The organism is Paenibacillus sp. W4I10 (assembly GCF_030816325.1).
Taxonomy (GTDB): domain Bacteria; phylum Bacillota; class Bacilli; order Paenibacillales; family Paenibacillaceae; genus Paenibacillus; species Paenibacillus amylolyticus_B.
The window spans coordinates 5,288,912-5,307,705 of sequence record NZ_JAUSXX010000001.1; the positions used below are offsets into that span (position 1 = coordinate 5,288,912).

Below are 18,794 nucleotides of genomic sequence, written 5' to 3' on the forward strand. Positions count from 1 at the left end.
AATGGAATATTTATCACTATTATGTTTGGATATATCTATCTAATTGATCAAGGGGAGGTCTATGTCTATTTGTATGGTGATATGGTGGGCAACCTCGTTAATATTGTCGCGAGTCAGGTGATCTTATTTCTTATTTTCCATCTGACCTTTAGCCGTATACGTAAGCAGCAACTATATTCGGAGCAATTACAACAATCGGAGCGTTTGAAGATGATCGCCCATTTAACCGCTTCTGTCGCACATGAAATCAGAAACCCGGTAACCGTTGTTCGAGGGTTTTTGCAGTTATATCGGCAAGACCCTTCCTTCAGTGATCCTGTGAGAAGCAAGTTTGCTTTGATGATTGATGAACTAAACACCGTTGAACATGTTACTTCTCAATTTTTGACCTTGGCCAAACCCAATAAAGATCTACAACCGGAGATAGTGGATGTAAGGAAGGTTATTGAAAGTGTAACAGGCCTGCTCAGCTCCTATGCAATGTTATCGGATAAACATATTCATATACAGGTAGATAAGGATTGTATGATTCATATTAATACGATTGAGTTCAAGCAATTACTAATGAATCTCATCAAAAATGCGTTGGAAGCTTCGAATGCTGGTCAAACCGTCCAAGTGACAGCCAAGAGAGTGAAACATCACGTTGAGATAAAAATAATCGATGAGGGAAGTGGAATGTCAGAGGATCAGGTAAAGTCACTGGGTACTCCGTTTTATTCATTGAAACATAATGGGACAGGACTGGGATTAATGATCTGCTTTAACATTGTGGAGAAGTATGGAGGGCATATTAAATATCACAGTTCGCAAGGTCATGGAACTTCCGTGGCGATTCGCTTTGGTAGCTATAGATCGACGGCATGAGGTTATAAAAAAACAGCGACAGTAGTGACAAATAAATCTTTGCTGCAACTGTCGCAACTCGTCTATTTCACACGGTATCGTCCTACGGGTACGGTTTGCTGGCCTTTAGACGTGAGTTTACCCAATTTCTGTTTCTTCATTGCGCCAAGGGGATGATTTCATTCTCGCCTGTTCGAACCAGTCTACCAGCTTATCGGTCAAGCCAATCCGCAGCTCATTTGAAAACAGATGATCCAGTTTGTGATAGTGCCTCTCGGCTTCTTTGTGCCTTCCGATTTCCGTGTACAGCTTAATCAGCGCAAGGCCGTCTTCTTCGTTATACGGATCCACATCATGAATCCGTTCGTACAACGCCAGGGCTTCCTCCAGCATCACGGATTTCTCATAGAATTGGGCTAACGAACGGGCATTCTGATACCATAGCTTCCGTAGTCTTTCGCGTTCGTCCTCCAACCACCCATAACTAATCTCTTGTAAATAGTCCCCTTCATAAAGCTCAAGCAACCGCTGCAGCTCAGAGTGATTGTCGGCCAAATTCCCACCGCTTATCTGCTGTAAACCATTTTCCCATTCATCCACGTCAATTCGAATGCGGCTTGTGTCTAGAATGTAGCCTTCTTGAATAGTCATATTGCGGATAGGAGCATCGATGCCCATTTGCTTCAAGCACTGTCGAATGTGATAAATCGATGTGTACAATTGATTCGATGCCAGTTTTACATCAAGGTCCGGCCACAGTAGCTCCATAAGTGTCTCCTTGAGGACGATTTTGCCGCGTTGTTGGAGTAGGAAGGCAAACAGAGCTTGTGTTTTGGCCGTCCGCCATTTTGGGATTTCCGGAGACCCGCTGCTGCGCTGAAAACGGAGAGACCGAAAACACAGAATTCGATAAGACGCCGTTGAACGGATATCTTCCTGTTTATGAATTCTTCTTTGCATCAGCCGTTGTATCGTTTGATCTAAACGTGGTTGATACAACGGCTTAAGCAAATAATCGACCGCATCCAGCTCAAACGCTTTGACCGCATATGAGTTATCTGCCGTTACAAATACAATATCGACTCCTGGACAAGCCTCCCTTGCAAACCCTATCGCTTCGATTCCAGATAGTTGAGGCAAATGAATATCGAAAAAAACGACATCCGGCTGAAATTCCGGCATTCGCATAATAGCCTCTTCTGCGGTTCCAAACGAGCCGACCACCGAAATAGTGGGATATCCCGATAGCATTCGCCGAATTTGGTTTAATACAAGCGCTTCGTCATCCACCAAAATGATCTTCATGTATTTTCACGCTCCATAAATAGATGCATTGTTTTGACATTATTCGACCTGCCACACCGATAATATCGGATTTTTGGCAAGGGATGATTAGAGTCCGTCTGAGTACACGCTGCCGTATCCAATTAGAAGGATTCTCAGTTGGATAATTTATCTTGATCCTACGTTGTTAGCTTCAAGAACTTCATTTCGAGGTGAGCAAAAAAACAGTATGTAAAATAATTGTAGAGATTTTGCAAAGTTCCTTTTGTTATGATCACATCTATCGAAGAAAAATACATTATATCGTGATATGGAGGACTAGTATGAAATTAAAAAATCGAAGAATGCTATCTGCTCTAATGGCAATCATTATGGTATTGACGATGATGCCTTTTTACCCGTTAGAAGTAAGAGCAGCGGCAACACCAACACTTGATCTTGGTGATCCTGTAAGTGTAACCGATACAACCTATAAGCTACCAAATGCTTCATTTGGAAGCACAGGTGTCGTGAATGCAGGGGGAGGATCCTTTAAGGTTGCGGTCAATAATGGATCAATTGCTGTTGGGACTCGTTCAAGTAATATAACCGAGTTGACTAATGGTATAACAATTAGTGACATTGTTACTGACCAATCTACATCGACCAATAGAGTGTTCAACTTTTCAAGTGAAACTACTTATGAAGATATTCAAGATGTTATTCGGGATATGACATTTACACAAGCTACAGGGAAAATCCAAAGAGTCACAGTAAATGTAACCCCAGGGGCGCCATTGACCAATGGGAAAACATCTGTACGTACCTACAATGGACGTCATTTTGTATATGTGGCAAGACAAGATACTACCATGGGGTTTAAAGATGCTGTGACTATTGCAGAGGCCAATAGCGGACATCTTGTAGAGCCATCACCAGCTAATCCTGAAGAAGTGTTTGCGATTGCTAATATGTTTGAGGAATTTAAAAGTCCATTTAGGGATGACTGGAATTTTATTAGCTTTATAGGCGCTACTAATACTACAGCACCTAATTGGGACGCTGCTCCTAGTAATAGCGCGACAAATTATGTATCAAACGGCCTGCCAACAGGTCTTGATGCATCGAAAGAGTTTGTGCCTAATGGACTCTATGACCATCTCACCCTGCTGCTAGACACGAAAAATAATAAAGTAGGTTATTTAGCTGTAAATAATACACATGGTAACACTAGCATATTTAAAGATCCTGGAGTTATCGTCGAATATAATTCCGGTGTTATTAGTAACATCACGGCCACCAAAGATATAAAAGCGGACGGAGCATTGGCTCCGACAGCACCGGTAGAAGTAAGCAAAACAGCAACGAGCATTACGTTGCAAGACATCACTGGTCAGGAATACAGCATAGACGGCGGCGTGACGTGGCAGGATAGCCCGACGTTCAGCGGATTGACGCCGGATACAGATTATACGATTGTAACCCGTGTGAAAGCGACAGCGACGCAGCCGGCGTCTGCTATCAGCACAGGAACATCCATTCGTACATCGACTAAGAACGCAGACTTGGACGGTTTGACGCTGTCGAGCGGCACGTTAAGCCCGGCGTTTGCAGCAGACACGACAAGTTATGCGACAAGCGTGTCGAACGGCGTAAGCGACATGACAGTGTCAGCTATGGTATATGATGCTGGCAATGCTACGGTGACGGCGAGCGTGTACGATAGCGAAGACACATTGGTAAAAGGTCCGATTGCGTTGACGAGTGGCATCGCTTCCGAATCGCTGCCGCTTAGCGTAGGCATCAACAAGATCAAGGTGGTTGTGACGGGGCAGGACGGCACGACGAAAACGTACATCATTACGGTTACACGTGCCCCTCGTGATGACTCCGGCACGCCCGGAAGCCAGACACCAACACCTGCACCAACAACACCAACAACACCAACAACACCAACAACACCAGCTCCGGTATCAGGTGTGAAAACAACTGTGAACAATGAGGACGGCAGCTTCGCTACGGGCACAACGGCAAACAACGTTACGACCGTTGTGATTGATCAAGATAAACTATCGGATTATCTCTCCAAAGGCAACGGACAGCAATTGAATGTACGTGTGCCTGACGACGGTGACACTAAGGTTGTGGGTTTGACCGCAGCAAACCTGAAGCAGTTGTCCGATACCGGCTCCACGCTGAATATCGAGAACCTGCTTGCTATTTATCCGATTCCAAGCAAACAGCTGGATCTGAGTTCGATCACCAAACAATGGAACGGCGTGCCGCTTGGCGAAATTGCAGTCGATATGGATATCAAGAAATCGTCTGACGCATTGGAAGCCGCAGCAAAAGATCAGGCGACCAAAGGCAACTACGATCTGCTGGTTAATCCGGTCGATCTATCGATTAACTTTACGTACCAAGGCCAGTCGGTTAAGCCGGATCAACTGACGGAATACGCGCCACGTTATATCGCATTGCCTGAAGGCATTGATCCGAACAAAATTACGACCGGCGTCATTGTTAATCCGGACGGTACCGTGTTCCATGTTCCGACACTCGTAACGAAAGTCAACAACCGTTACTTTGCACTGATCAACGACCTGCGCAGCCAGGGCAGCTACTCGGTCATCTGGAATCCGCAAAGTTTTGATGATGTGAAGAGCCACTGGGCACAGGCGAGCGTCAACAATATTGCAGCCAGACTGCAGCTTGCAGGTACAGGCAACAATACCTTCTCCCCGAATCGCAGTATCGACCGTTCGGAATTCGCCACGATTGTGGCAAGCGGACTTGGCTTAATGCGTCAAGGTGTAACCAACACGCCGTATAGCGACGTAGCACCGTCGAGTTGGTACCACGATGCCGTAGCGATTACCAGCCAATATGACATTATCAAAGGCTTTGCAGACGGTGGTTTCCACGGTAGCGAACGGATTACAAGAGAGCAAGGCATCGCCATGATCGCCCGTTCCCTTCATCTCGTTCAGTCGCAAAAGGCGCTGAGTGAAGTGGAAATCAATCAGATTCTGGCTTCTTACAGCGATACGAACCACATCTCCGGATATGCCCGGGAGTCCGCAGCCCAATTGATTAAGGCTGGCATCCTGCAAGGGACTGGAGGACAGCAGTTGAACCCGAAAGCGGCGATGACGCGCGCGGAAACAGCTGCTATGGTTGAAAGACTGCTGAAAGTTACAAAGTTGATCGACTAGTATTAACGATTAGGAGGGGGCTGACAGCCCCCTCTTTTTTGTGTCTCACAATACGGGCAAATGTGATGTTGCACCCGGGATCTATACAAGATACGATCGTAACGGTCTCATGGAAGTTCGCTATATGGTATGACGGCTTTCCGAGAAGTCGGTGTCCAGAAACCCCATGCTGGTAAACGGAAGCATAAAAGGGATTGAGCTGCTGGGCAAACAGGCGAACAAGTCAGGCAATCTTTCCGGTCTATACAACAGAGCAGTCGATAAGGTGAATTGTATCCTACCATTAAAATAGTGGGGTGCTAGAGGAGTCGATCATGAAGGCTGCGGAGTGGAAGGGGCTTCTGAAAATCTTTCATTCGACCTCGATTTGTTTCACTGTCTCACCTTCAACCAGCACCGGCTGATAGTAGGTGTTCGTCGGCAGATCCTTTTTACCTTGCAGATTTTTGATCACCCAGTCTGCGGCGTCTCGGCCCATTTGCTCCTGCGGGTGAGTTAGCGTTGTTAGCCTTATGTTGGCGTTCTTGGCGATGTACGAATTGTCCTGTCCAATGATGGATAACTCATCCGGGATCGAGATACCTAGTTGCCTACAGGCGTGCACGACTTCCAGTCCTACTTCATCGTTGTAACAGACGATTGCGGTAAGCGCATCTCTGTTTTCGTCCAGATACGTTGCTACATTAGAAGATAAATCCGGTTTCGATGCTGTATCAAAGGAGAGTACTTGCTCAGGATGGAACCGTAACTTCGCTTCACCCAATGCCTTAATGTACCCCTTCATCCGGTACTTGCCCTGCAAATCATCCATTTTGGCAATAATGCCGATCTGGGTATGACCTTTGGCGATCAATTCACGTGTGGCGAGATAACTGGATTGCACGTCATCCAGACAGAAGAATGGAACCTCCAGCTCTTCATAAAAGGCATTAATCATCGTAAACGGCACATCCTGCTCCTTGAACGAAAGGTAGTATGCAATATTGGGATTATACAGATTACTTTTGGTCGGTTCGACGATCAGGCCATCCACGCCGTAGGAGAGCATCATTTCGAGAGCCTTTTTCTCCTGTGCCACATCATTATTGGTGCTGGCGAGCAGTAACGAGTAGTTGTCCTCATTCAGACGACTCTCAATACCGCGGATAATGGAAGGAAAGATGTAATCCGAGATGTATGTTGTGATCACGCCAATGGTTTTCTTTGACGTATTGCCGCCTGATCGTGATCGATACTGATTGCTAACGTAAGTTCCTGAACCCTTTTCGCTTCGTAAAAACCCTTCGTTCGATAACTCCAAAATGGCTTTTCGCACCGTCTGGCGACTTACATTGTAGCTTTCCTGTAATGCCAACTCGGTTGGAATCTGTTCGCCTATGCTATATGCCCCCGAGAGGATATGACTCTTTATTTCATCAATGATGACCTGGTATTTTGGCTTCACGTAGTCCACTTCTTTCATCGTTACTCATCTATATCAACCTTGTTGTTCAAATAGTTGTACGTACATATTTTAGCATGATTCAGTTTGAATGCATATAAAACAGCATATTTTTCGAAATGAACCGTACATATCCGGCCTTTTTGCAGAGAGGTGTTCCTTACAGCATAGCCATTTTATAGCCGCATGAGACCTTTGGATAGCCAAATAGAGCACAATATGTGTCCTTTGTAAGTATAACTATTATATATTATTGACAAATGTACGTACAAAAAATATACTAAGGCTGTCAGAAAAGGAAAGCGCATTCTTTGAAAACACAACAGAACGCATCTATACAAAATTCATTATTAGCTACTGTCATAAGTAAGAGCTTCACCTTATATATGCATCCTTAGGGATGTGAAATCGCGACCGGAGAGGGGATACACGTGATTATGAGTCAATTGGACTTGAAAGAAGCCATTACTAATGGTGCTACTTCGCTCGGAATTGAATTTGGATCAACGCGGATTAAGGCGGTGTTGATTGACGAGCGTTTTGAGACCATCGCGTCAGGCAGTTATGAATGGGAGAACCTCCTGAAAGATGGATATTGGACGTACAACCAGGAGGATATCATCACAGGTCTGCAAACGGCTTATCGTGAGATGAAGCAAGATGTGGAACAGAAATATGGAATTACACTGAGAACGGTTGGTTCTATCGGATTCTCGGCCATGATGCACGGATATGTGGCATTGGATAGCACGGGCGAACTGCTGGTACCTTTCCGCACCTGGCGTAACGCTACGACGGGAGCAGCTGCAAGGGAGCTAACGGAACTTCTGCAATTCAATATTCCAGAACGCTGGAGCATTGCTCACTTGTACCAAGCCATCTTAAACGAAGAGGTACACGTATCTCAGATCGATCATCTGACTACTTTGGCTGGGTACATCCATTGGTTGCTGACAGGCAATAAGGCGATTGGGATAGGCGATGCTTCAGGCATTTTCCCAATTGACGAGTCTACACATAATTACCACCCATCCATGATCCAACAGTTCGATGAACAGATCGCAAGCAAAGGTTATCCGTGGAAAGTTGAGGACCTTCTGCCTAAGGTATATCTCGCTGGTGAGAAAGCAGGTGAGCTAACGGAAGCGGGAGCCAAGTTGCTCGACCCTTCGCAAGATCTGCAAGCAGGCATTCCGCTCTGCCCGCCAGAAGGCGATGCCGGAACGGGTATGGTGGCAACAAATAGTGTGAGAAAACGTACGGGGAACATCTCCGTTGGGACATCCGTATTTGCGATGATTGTACTGGAGAAGGAATTATCCAAAGTGTACCCCGAGATCGATATGGTCACCACGCCGGATGGTAGCCCAGTAGGGATGGTGCATGCCAACAACTGTTCCAGTGATATCAATGCATGGGTTGGACTGTTCCGTGAATTCTCTCAAGCGATGGGATATGAAGTGGATAACGCCAAGTTGTTTAGCGTGTTGTTTAACAAGGCTTTGGAGGCAAATCCAGATGGTGGCGGTTTACTCAGCTACGGTTACTACTCGGGTGAAAACATTACGGGACTTGAGAAAGGCCGTCCATTGTTCGTCCGCTCCCCGGAAAGCAACTTCAATCTGGCAAACTTCATGCGGACACATCTGTTCAGTGCCTTCGGTGCACTCAAACTGGGTATGGACATTTTGACGGAGGAAGAGAATGTAGCCATTGATAGCATTTTGGCTCACGGTGGCCTGTTCAAGACCCCTGTCGTCGGACAACGGATTGTAGCTGCTGCGATGAATGTACCGGTGTCGGTAATGTCTACAGCTGGTGAAGGCGGCGCATGGGGCATGGCACTTCTGGCTTCGTACATGATCAACAAGGATCAAGAGGAGAGCCTGGATGTGTTCCTGGAGCAGAAGGTCTTTAACGATGTTGAGGGAGTCGAAGTGGCACCGGATGCATCGGATGTGAAAGGGTTTGAAGCATTTATCGAACGCTACCGGAATGGGCTCACAATTGAGCAGGCAGCTGTAGATCATCTGGTAGAGAACGGGAGGGAATAACATGTTAGAACAACTGAAAGAAGAGGTATTCCAGGCGAATCTGGAACTGCCCAAGCACGGACTTGTAAAATTCACATGGGGTAACGTCAGCGCAATTGATCGGGAAAGCGGTCTGTTCGTAATTAAACCAAGTGGCGTTAGCTACGATGTGATGAAAGCAAGCGACATGGTTGTGGTTGATCTGGACGGTAACGTGGTGGAGGGTGAGATGAGACCTTCTTCGGACACTGCAACACATGCCGTACTATATAAGCATTACTCGGAGATTGGCGGTATTGTGCACACACACTCCACATGGGCGACCATCTGGGCGCAAGCCGGACTGGACGTACCTGTAATGGGAACCACACATGCGGACACGTTCTATGGAGCGGTGCCTTGTGCACGTTTCCTGAATCAGGACGAGGTGGATCGTGGATACGAAGCGGAGACAGGGCGTGTCATTATTGAAACGTTTGAACAGCGTGGAATTGATGTTATGGCAGTTCCGGCAGTATTGCTCCATGGGCATGCACCATTTACGTGGGGGAAAGATGCCAAGTCTGCGGTGGTGAACAGTGTTGTACTGGAGGAAGTATGCAAAATGAACCTGTACGCGCGGCAATTGAATAACTTCGCGAAGGAACTGCCACAAGGCATTTTGGATAAACACTATCTGCGTAAACACGGAAAAGACGCGTATTACGGACAGAAGTAATTAGGTTATGTAGCGATCGGTTGACACTAATCCAATCGAATAGGTCTTGTGCTACTACTGCCAACGAAGTTGTATAAAACTTTTACACGATAACGGAGAAGACAGAAGAAAGCTGGAGAAGCGGAGCGTTCACCTTTATCCCCGGATTTTCCCTTTAGAAAAGGGAATCAAAAAAAATCTGGGGATAACAGTGATCGGAAGATTATTCTGGCTGCGCAGTGGTCCAGTGTAACCCATTTATTCGACTATAAAATAATGAAATGAGGATGATTATATGTCAGCAGCAAAAGAGTTCTGGTTTGTGGTCGGTTCACAGCACTTGTACGGAGAAGAAGCACTGGGCGAAGTAAAGGCCAACGCACAGAAAATTACGGATGCCCTGAATGCCAGCGGCGTACTGCCGTACCCGCTTGTATTGCAGGATCTGGCGGTAACTGCAGATAAAATCACGAGCATCATGAAGGAAGTCAACTACCGCGACGAAGTAGCGGGTGTCATTACGTGGATGCATACCTTCTCCCCGGCAAAAATGTGGATCCGTGGTACAAAATTGCTGCAAAAACCTTTGCTGCACTTGGCGACTCAATTCAACGAAAGCATTCCGTGGGCAACCATCGATATGGACTTCATGAACCTGAACCAAGCGGCACATGGTGACCGCGAATATGGCTTCATCAATGCTCGTTTGAAAAAACAAAACAAAATCGTGGTTGGCTACTGGGAGCGCGCGGAAGTGCAACAACAGGTTGCAGACTGGATGGACGTAGCGGTTGCCTTTAACGAAGGCTTCAACCTCAAAGTTGCTCGCTTCGGAGATAACATGCGCAACGTTGGCGTAACTGAAGGTGATAAAGTAGAGGCACAAATCCAATTCGGATGGACGGTTGATTACTTCGGCATTGGCGACCTCGTGCAATATGTGAACGCCGTAACGGAGCAGGAAATCGATGATCTGATTGCTCAGTATAAAGACCTCTATGAATTTGATTATGGTACGAACAGCAAGGAAGCTTGGGAAGCCAGCGTACGTGTGCAAGCGAGCTATGAAATTGCGATCAAACGTTTCCTGGACGAAGGTGGGTACAGTGCCTTTACGACAAACTTCGAAGATCTGCATGGCATGAAACAACTTCCGGGTCTGGCAGTGCAACGCCTGATGGCGCAAGGGTACGGATTTGCCGGTGAGGGTGACTGGAAAACAGCTGCACTGGATCGTTTGCTGAAAATCATGGCCCATAACGAGAACACGGGCTTCATGGAAGACTACACCTACGAGATGGCTGCTGGACAGGAAGCAATCCTGCAATCCCACATGCTTGAAGTAGATCCTACACTGGCTAGTACAAAACCAAGAATCATCGTGTCCCCACTGGGTATTGGCGATCGCGAAGATCCAGCTCGTCTTGTATTCGATGGCAAAGCGGGTGAAGGTGTCGTGGTATCCATGGCAGACTTCGGTACCCATTACAAACTGCTGATCAATGAAGTATCTGCATTCGAGCCTACCGTTCCAGCACCTAATCTGCCGGTAGCGCGTGTATTGTGGAGCGTGAAGCCGAACTTCCAGGATGGCGTTAGAGCATGGATCGAAAATGGTGGCGGTCACCATACGGTTGTATCCTTGAACCTGACGACAGATCAGATCGTGACATATGCGAAGCTGGTGAATCTGGAGTACGTTATTATTAAGTAAAAGTGGATTGGCAGCTACTGCCTGAACTTATACGAATCTTTCTCTGTGGCCGGGGGTTAACCCTCGGCCCTTTGTTTGTTATGCTGAGAAGCATGATGTGAAGCTGAGCAAGAATTTGCTTTTCCATCGAAAAGAGATAAGAAATGTAGGAGGTAAGGAAAGGATATGTACACAAAAGAAAGCTTGATGCAGCAACTGGAGCAGCTCGGTTTGGATCGCCAAGGTACGTTGCTTATGCACTCTTCAATGAAGAGTTTGGGCGAGGTTGAAGGTGGAGCAAATACGGTGCTGGATGCCTGCAGCGATTATATGAAAGACGGATTGTTGGTGCTTCCCACTCATACGTGGTCTACCATCAATGCGGATAACCCAATGTTCCACGTGGAAAATTCTGTATGCTGCGTAGGGATTCTGCCTGAGCTTTTCCGTAAACGTCCGGGCGTGGTTCGTTCGTGGCATCCTACGCACTCGGTAGCGGCACTGGGGAGGGATGCAGAGGCATTTACGAAGGACGATCATCTCTTCGATACACCGTGTGCGAGAGGTTCCGCATGGGGGAAACTGTTGGATCGGAAAGCGACAATCTTGTTAGTGGGCGTTGACTTGAAGCGGAATACATTTATCCATGGCGTCGAAGAGTGGGTGGACATCCCTGGCAGAATGACAGACGAGCATGAGATGCTTTATACGGTTTTACCAGATGGAAGCCAGATTCCAGTACCGTCCCGCAGACATTGTGGGTTGCCATGGTCGGAGCATTTCTGGAAAGTAGACGAGGTATTGGTTCGCGAAGGTGCGATGTGTAAAGGACAGCTCGGTGATGCGGTTGTTAGAGTGTGTGATGCGGCTATGACGTCAGAGGTAATCACGGAGTTGCTGAAGGATAATCCAGACTTGTTCTCAGACAATGAACCCTTTTATTCCCCTAAATACGAAGCTGATCTGGTCGGAATGAGTCACGAAGCATATCTCAGAAACGAGGCAATTTATAAGCAACAATTGGAGCTGTTGATCGCTGAGAAGCAGGTCGTTGAAGGCGAACGTTGACTTGATCATAAGCAAAGTCATAGCCAAAATACGGGAAGAGTAGATGTTCCTGTTCAGAAGGTTAAGTACTACTGCCGGAGAGATGAACTCCGCGAATGATTTGGATCATTTGAATCAAACTAATTGCTGGCTGGCCGCTCCGTTGGATATGGGCGGTTTTTTTTGTAGAACAGTCAGATTCCTTCACAAAAACGCAAAATAGATCAGCATTTCGATCAGAGGTTGGTCAGACTTCCAGTGTATGGGCTACTCACCCTTAGGGTGGTGTGATAAGATATGGTTAAATTAACCAATAGAATTGACGTAGCAGTATAGTATAGATGTTTATTGAAGTTTAATAGAAGTATCCCATAGAATCATGAACAACCACGTTGTCATTGTAGCATCTAAGAAGGAGAAGATTCGTGAACCCATTAGTATGGTATGATCTCTTTTTATTTGTCCTATTGTTCGGTGTAGGTGTATATGTGTTTGCTACGGTTAGAATTACGAATTTACATAAGGTGTACTTTTTGTTTCACGGGTTGATGATGCTCTGGCCTTTCTGTCAATTTGCCAGTACGCTCACGGATGATTCCGGCCTACAGTTGTTCTATGTTACGTTATCTTTTGTTGCGGTCTCCCTGCTTGGGAGCGGGTGGCTTCTACTGACGATCTTTATTACCGGCTATTCAGAGCGTTTAAGTGCAAAAGGAACGTTTTTGCTATTTGTCCCTGCGGTGATCGGGGCTATAGGTGTGGTCGCAAATCCATGGAATGAGTTCGTCATCCCACTGGAGGGCGGGTACATCGAGCGGGCTTACGGCCCTTGGTTCTGGGTTGTGATGGTTATTCTGGTGAGCTATTTCTTGGCGTCCCTCGTCGTTCTGTTCCGGGCGGTGTATTCATCACAGACGTCTGCGATGATCAAAAAACAGGTGCGGATCACCCTATGGGGTATCTTGGTGTTGGCTGTTTTTGCAACAATCGATGCGATTCTGAATGTCGTTCTAGCCCGCTGGTTGCCGATCATTCCTGGCATGACATCGCTGGGGATCTTTCTGTCAGACCTGTTCTTCGTCTATGTGATCAAAAGATACAATGTGTTCGATCTGGTCTCCATCGCCCATGAGGACGTAATCAATACCATTCCATATGGCATCCTGGTACTGGATGAGAATGAAGTCATTGTTGAAGCGAACAAAGCCTCTCGATCCTTTATGGATCTACATGTAGGGGATTCTTTTGATATGGAGCTATTTCTGGAGTCGGTTCATGTTGTGGGCAGCTGTCGCGAATTCGTGAATCACTATAAGAAAAAAGAAAATACCCTCTCTCAGATTGAAGTGATCGTGGAGCGGGGTAACAACATCCGGCAATATATCCTGCAATCGTCTCCGATTGTGGATTCGGCTCTTGTGCCGATCGGTCATATCCTTACGTTCCAGGATGTCTCGCAGGAGCGCTTCTATGTAAAAGAGATGAATCGCCAGAACGAGACGCTTCAGGAGCGCAATCAGGCGCTAGACTTGATCCGTCAGGAGTTATCCGAGGCCAATCGCAAACTGGAGGAACTGGCGCTGACGGACAGTTTAACCAACTGTTACAACCGTCGTTATCTGACCCAACATCTGAATCATGAGGTCATTACCAATATTCAATACAAAACGCCATTTTCACTCCTCCTGCTCGATATCGACTACTTCAAAGCGATCAATGATCGCTACGGACACGTCATTGGGGATGAAGTGCTCGTCCGCACAGCGGAGGCCGTCAAACAATCGATTCGCAGTACGGATATTCTGACGCGCTATGGCGGGGAGGAGTTCATGATCTACCTTCCGCACACGGAGCATGATTTGGCGAACCAGATTGCGGAGCGCGTGAGAACCGCTGTGGAGTCCAACCGCATTATGGTGGATCACGAGATTATGCAGGTGTCGATTACGATTAGTATTGGTATTCTGTCCTGTGAGGATTTTGAAGTTGTGCATGTACCGGACAATCCGGAGGGGTATTTAACTCAGCTATTCGCTGCGGTGGATAAGGCCTTGTATCAGGCGAAGCAGAATGGGCGGAACAGAGTGGAGTTTGGGGTGTTGGAGCGGGGAGTTGTTTGAGAAAGATTAAGGATAAGTGCGAAAATGAAGTGATATTATTCAGAGGTCAACAAATATAAAATATCAACTCCCACTATTACAGATGAAGATTACAGAATATTCAATTAAGTAGGAAATAAGTATATATTAAAAATGAATTAAGCGTCGCAATAATAAAATAAAGTTTTAATTCTATTTATGAGGTGAGATTTTATGGACTTATTATTGAAAGTTTCAGAATCACTAATTAAAATAGCTATTCCACCTGCAGTTAAGATAGCGCAACGAAATGAACATGTTATTCGCCTTTTAAAGAAATTTAACTTAGACCCCACACATCCACCAAGTGATTTTGATAGTGTCTATGCCTACACACTCGTTGTATATGGGGTGTATAGGCCCAGAGAATTAATTGATTTCTTTAAGAGTAAATCAGTAAAAGAAGCTTTTAAAGAAGCGTTTAATTCAAATAATCCATCCAAATTTTTAAATGAATCTCATTCAAGTATAGATTGGTCAGAAATTGAATTAATATTAGACGGATTCGATTATGACCCACGTCGGGAATATGTAGAATTTAGTGCAGTATTTAATGAAATTGTTGATAGTTCACGTTTTCCTGCAGAAGTTAGACGTGATCATAGACTTGATCAGATAAGTGATGATATACATATAAAAACTTCGCTTATATTAGAACAGCTTAGTAAGTTGGATGGTATTGATGAAATGTGGGAGAAAATTAATAATCTTCAGGAAAAAAGGGTGGATCGTAAGTTTGTGCTAGCCTCAAGAGATTTTAAATTGAGGGTATTCATAAGTTGTCATACAGTTGAATTTAGAGATGTAAAGGAGATTCTTGTAAAGGAATTAGAAGAACGGGGAATAAATGCTTGGGTATTCACAGCAAATAATGATTCTGCTCCAGAAAGTATTATCACGACATCTATTCAACAAGTGGAAGCGGCAGACCTTTATATTGGTCTTTTTGGAAGTAGTTATAGTGAATTATCAGAAAGAGAATACACTTATGCTCGTCAAAATAGTAAACCCTGTTTTGTATATATTAGAGATGAAGACAGTTCAAGAGATATCGAACTAACAAAATTTTTAGATAATGAAGTGTTCGATAAACACAAAGGAGTCACTTACTCATTTTTTAATAGTGCTTTAACACTAGGGTATAATGTCGCTGAGAGTGTGATGAAGTGGCTACTACAAAAGCATAGAGAGATGACAGCAGAATTAGCTGAAGCAAAAATGCCATATGAAGAAGTAGTCACACTAAAAAATGAAATTAATCGCTTGAAGTCTATTTCAAAGTCTGAACTTCCTGAAGGGACTGCGGCTGATTATCTTGCATCCCAAGTTAAACCGTGGTTTGAGGTATTAGGCTATAAGTTTGAGGAACATAATGTGATTTCTGATGATTATTTTGAGTGGATTATAAACATTCAAGCAAGACGGGGATATGATAGGGTGCTGATTCGTGGTGTAAGTGGAGAAGCACAATTAAGTGATGTTCTTAATATCAGATCAAGAGTAGAACATTGTAATGTTGACGAAGGATGGCTAATAGCAGCACGAAGGATAAGCCAAGCTGCGGAAAAAGAATGTAAGAATAGTAACAATTCTAAAATTATTTGCTACACGTTAGACGAATTACTAGATGAGAGTGCAAACTTTGATCAATATCTTGCTTGGCTTGAGCAAGAGATCAAGAGTAGAGGCATTGATATAAATTACATTCCTTTAAATTGCTCAAAGGAAGAGCATCATCCAGTAACTTTCGAAGAAGTAGGAGTAAGTGTTTATGATGAAGCCAATGGAGGAATTGATGGTTATATTGATAAATGGCTAGATGATCCGGATAAGAAACATATTTCAGTTCTAGGCGAATTTGGTACTGGTAAATCATGGTTTAGTCTTCACTATGCTTGGGTCGCACTGAAACGTTATCAGGATGCGAAACTAAGGGGAACCTCACGTCCTAGAATACCTTTAATAATACCTTTACGTGACTATGCTAAGGCAGTCAGTGTTGAATCTTTGTTCTCAGAGTTTTTCTTCAGGAAACACAAAATTGATTTGCCTAATTACGGGGCGTTTGAGCAACTAAATCGTATGGGTAAATTGCTATTGATTTTTGATGGTTTTGATGAGATGGCTGCCAAGATTGACAGGCAAAGCATGGTTAATAACTTTTGGGAGTTGGCGAAGGTTGTTAAACCTGGAGCTAAAGCTATACTGACCTGTAGAAAAGAACATTTTCCTGAGGCCAAGGAGGGGAGAAGTTTACTTAATGCAGAGCTTTTAGCATCGACTTCTGCTTTGACTGGTGAACCTCCACAATTTGAGGTGTTGGAATTATTGAAATTAAATGAAAACCAGATAAGAGAAATATTATCTAAGCAAACGTCAAAGAAAACAGTAGATCATGTTATGGAAAATGAAAAACTATTAGAGCTGGTAGATAGACCAATAATGATAGAATTTATAGTAGATGCATTACCCGACATAGACTCAGGTAAGCCAATAGATTTATCACGTATCTACCTTTATGCAGTGCAGAGAAAAATGGATAGGGATATAACAGAAATGAGAACTTTTACATCGATGGCAGATAAAATGTATTTTCTTTGTGAAGTTGCTTGGGAGATGCTTTCGAATGACCAAATGAGTCTTAATTATAGAGAGTTTCCAAGTCGAATTAACCGTTTCTTTGGGAATATTGTACAAAATCAAAAGAATTTAGATCATTGGCACTACGATATGATGGGACAAACAATATTAATCAGAAATTCTGAGGGCGACTATACCCCTGCTCATCGTTCTTTACTAGAATTTTTTGTGGCTTATAAGTTTGCTTCAGAATTAGGTTTACTTGCTGAGGATTTTGTCCAACCAATTAGGAACCAATCATATATAGATAAAAGGGGTCAAGCAATAAAGTATACTTGGTCTAATTATTTTAACCGTACAATTGATGAGGGTGGTGGGTTAGATAACATCTCTCCTCTTGATAACTTTGTTCTAGAAGATTACGACAACTTAATTTCAACTTTTGGTCACCAACCACTTTCTAAAGCGCTTATCGATTTAATGATTAATATGATTGACAGAGATAAGGCTTCTAATCTAATTCAAGTAATTATGAATACAAAATTTAAATCTACTGATGAAGTTCGATCAGTTGGAGGCAATGCAACTACTATTCTAAATCAACTTGATATAAATTATTTGTTAAATACTGATTTGTCTCATACAAACTTGAGTAATGCAAATTTAGTAAATTCAAATTTCGTGGGATTTAATTTTGATAATGCAATTCTTGAGAATGTTAACTTCAGAAATGCTAATCTAAAAGGATGTAGTCTGAAAAATGCTAATCTAAGCGGAGCTAGACTTGAACATACCAGTATGAGAGATTCTATTCTTACTGGAGCAACAATGAGAAATATCTTTATACTAGGCGATGGATGGATTACAGCAACAAAAATAAGTGAATCAGGTCGTGAGATAGTATTCTACTATCCTGGTCTCTCTCAAACGCACGTACCTGAATTTGATATTGTTTTAGAAGAGGGAGATATCGGAATTGTTAGTGTTGTAGATAATGTAATTCAGTGGTCAGAAAAGTTTGATAGTTCATTTATTGTAGACACAAGAAGCATGGGCGAAAAATTTTGTTTATTAACTTTAGAAGGCAATGTAATTTGTTTTGACAATGATACCGGGGAAAAGATAGCTATATATAATAAAGAGTCTGTAATTCAATTTTTCAGATGGGAAGGGGCTGTGGTGAACAATACTTATGAACTAGATGACTATAACCGATACTTAATTAGTGTTCTTGGAGGACTTACAGAAAAAGTCACATATGATACAACAATTAAAAGGTGGAATCATCCATATAGACGACAAATCATGAGAGAGCTTGCAGCTGCAAATGAAAGCACTGAAGATTAATTTTAATATTGTTCAGAATACTAGAATCTCTCTAAGTGTTTAGGAGATTCTAGTAAATTAATATGCTATATTATGAGTTGAAAAAGTTCTCTATTTATCTTTAATATAGCTTTGATTTGTTCTTCACTTAGTTTATTAATACCTAAAATAAACTCATCAATTGTTTTTTGTCTTGTACTTTCACTATCTTCTTCAGAGAACAACATCAATTCACTAATAGATACTTTCAAGGCGACTAGAACTTTCTCCAACGTATCAATGGAGAAGTTTCTTTCGCCTCTTTCTAATGCTCCAATATATCTATAATCTAACCCAGCAATATCAGCCAGCTTTTGTTGAGTAAGTCCTTTAGCATTTCGCATTGCTCTAATTCGTGTACCTGTTAATTGGCGTAACTCTGACATTTGGATCACCTCATAATAAGCTTAGATAAGATGGGCCATAAAAGTCAGGTTAAAATATATAGCAATAATGGTGTTATTTACGTATTTTAA

The 18,794-nt window shown here is 43.7% G+C and carries 11 protein-coding genes; 8 read left to right on the forward strand and 3 right to left on the reverse strand.

The features are described from left to right. The first annotated feature begins 81 nt into the window (after positions 1-81). The gene (locus tag QF049_RS23845) at positions 82-867 is read left to right on the forward strand and encodes a sensor histidine kinase (RefSeq protein ID WP_307541036.1); all 786 of its coding nucleotides are present in this window, start codon (positions 82-84) and stop codon (positions 865-867) included. A 117-nt stretch (positions 868-984) separates the two neighbouring features. Here the strand turns inward: QF049_RS23845 and QF049_RS23850 are convergent, their stop codons facing one another. Beyond that, positions 985-2,151: a response regulator gene (locus QF049_RS23850; RefSeq protein ID WP_307541038.1), complete on the reverse strand. Its 1,167-nt coding sequence runs from the start codon at positions 2,149-2,151 to the stop codon at positions 985-987. A gap of 302 nt (positions 2,152-2,453) precedes the next feature. On the opposite strand from QF049_RS23850, the gene QF049_RS23855 reads away from it, so the two are divergent. Further along, positions 2,454-5,324 (forward strand): S-layer homology domain-containing protein, encoded by a 2,871-nt coding sequence (locus tag QF049_RS23855; RefSeq protein WP_307541040.1) that lies wholly within the window; start codon positions 2,454-2,456, stop codon positions 5,322-5,324. 352 nt (positions 5,325-5,676) lie between these two features. Here the strand turns inward: QF049_RS23855 and QF049_RS23860 are convergent, their stop codons facing one another. Further along, entirely contained in the window at positions 5,677-6,768 is a 1,092-nt protein-coding gene (locus QF049_RS23860) for a GntR family transcriptional regulator (protein WP_307543395.1), read from the reverse strand. 434 nt (positions 6,769-7,202) lie between these two features. On the opposite strand from QF049_RS23860, the gene QF049_RS23865 reads away from it, so the two are divergent. The 6 genes from QF049_RS23865 (at position 7,203) to QF049_RS23890 (ending at position 18,300) form a co-directional block, all read left to right on the forward strand. Further along, complete coding sequence (locus tag QF049_RS23865) at positions 7,203-8,819, forward strand: xylulokinase (RefSeq protein ID WP_307541042.1); 1,617 nt, start codon at positions 7,203-7,205, stop codon at positions 8,817-8,819. A 1-nt stretch (position 8,820) separates the two neighbouring features. Next, on the forward strand, positions 8,821-9,516 hold the full coding sequence (locus QF049_RS23870) for an L-ribulose-5-phosphate 4-epimerase (protein ID WP_047840995.1): 696 nt from the start codon (positions 8,821-8,823) through the stop codon (positions 9,514-9,516). Between the two features lie 274 nt (positions 9,517-9,790). After that, positions 9,791-11,209 carry an L-arabinose isomerase gene (gene araA / locus QF049_RS23875; RefSeq protein WP_307541045.1) on the forward strand — a complete coding sequence of 473 codons (1,419 nt, stop codon included), beginning with the start codon at positions 9,791-9,793 and terminating at the stop codon, positions 11,207-11,209. Between the two features lie 165 nt (positions 11,210-11,374). After that, a complete protein-coding gene (locus QF049_RS23880) occupies positions 11,375-12,256 on the forward strand; it encodes an AAC(3) family N-acetyltransferase (protein ID WP_307541047.1) in 882 nt (293 codons plus the stop codon). 404 nt (positions 12,257-12,660) lie between these two features. Then, complete coding sequence (locus QF049_RS23885) at positions 12,661-14,355, forward strand: histidine kinase N-terminal 7TM domain-containing diguanylate cyclase (RefSeq protein ID WP_307541049.1); 1,695 nt, start codon at positions 12,661-12,663, stop codon at positions 14,353-14,355. A gap of 192 nt (positions 14,356-14,547) precedes the next feature. Then, entirely contained in the window at positions 14,548-18,300 is a 3,753-nt protein-coding gene (locus tag QF049_RS23890) for a pentapeptide repeat-containing protein (protein ID WP_307541051.1), read from the forward strand. Positions 18,301-18,365: 65 nt separating this feature from the next. Here the strand turns inward: QF049_RS23890 and QF049_RS23895 are convergent, their stop codons facing one another. Continuing rightward, on the reverse strand, positions 18,366-18,704 hold the full coding sequence (locus QF049_RS23895; RefSeq protein ID WP_307541053.1) for a helix-turn-helix domain-containing protein: 339 nt from the start codon (positions 18,702-18,704) through the stop codon (positions 18,366-18,368). Between the last annotated feature and the right edge of the window lie 90 nt (positions 18,705-18,794).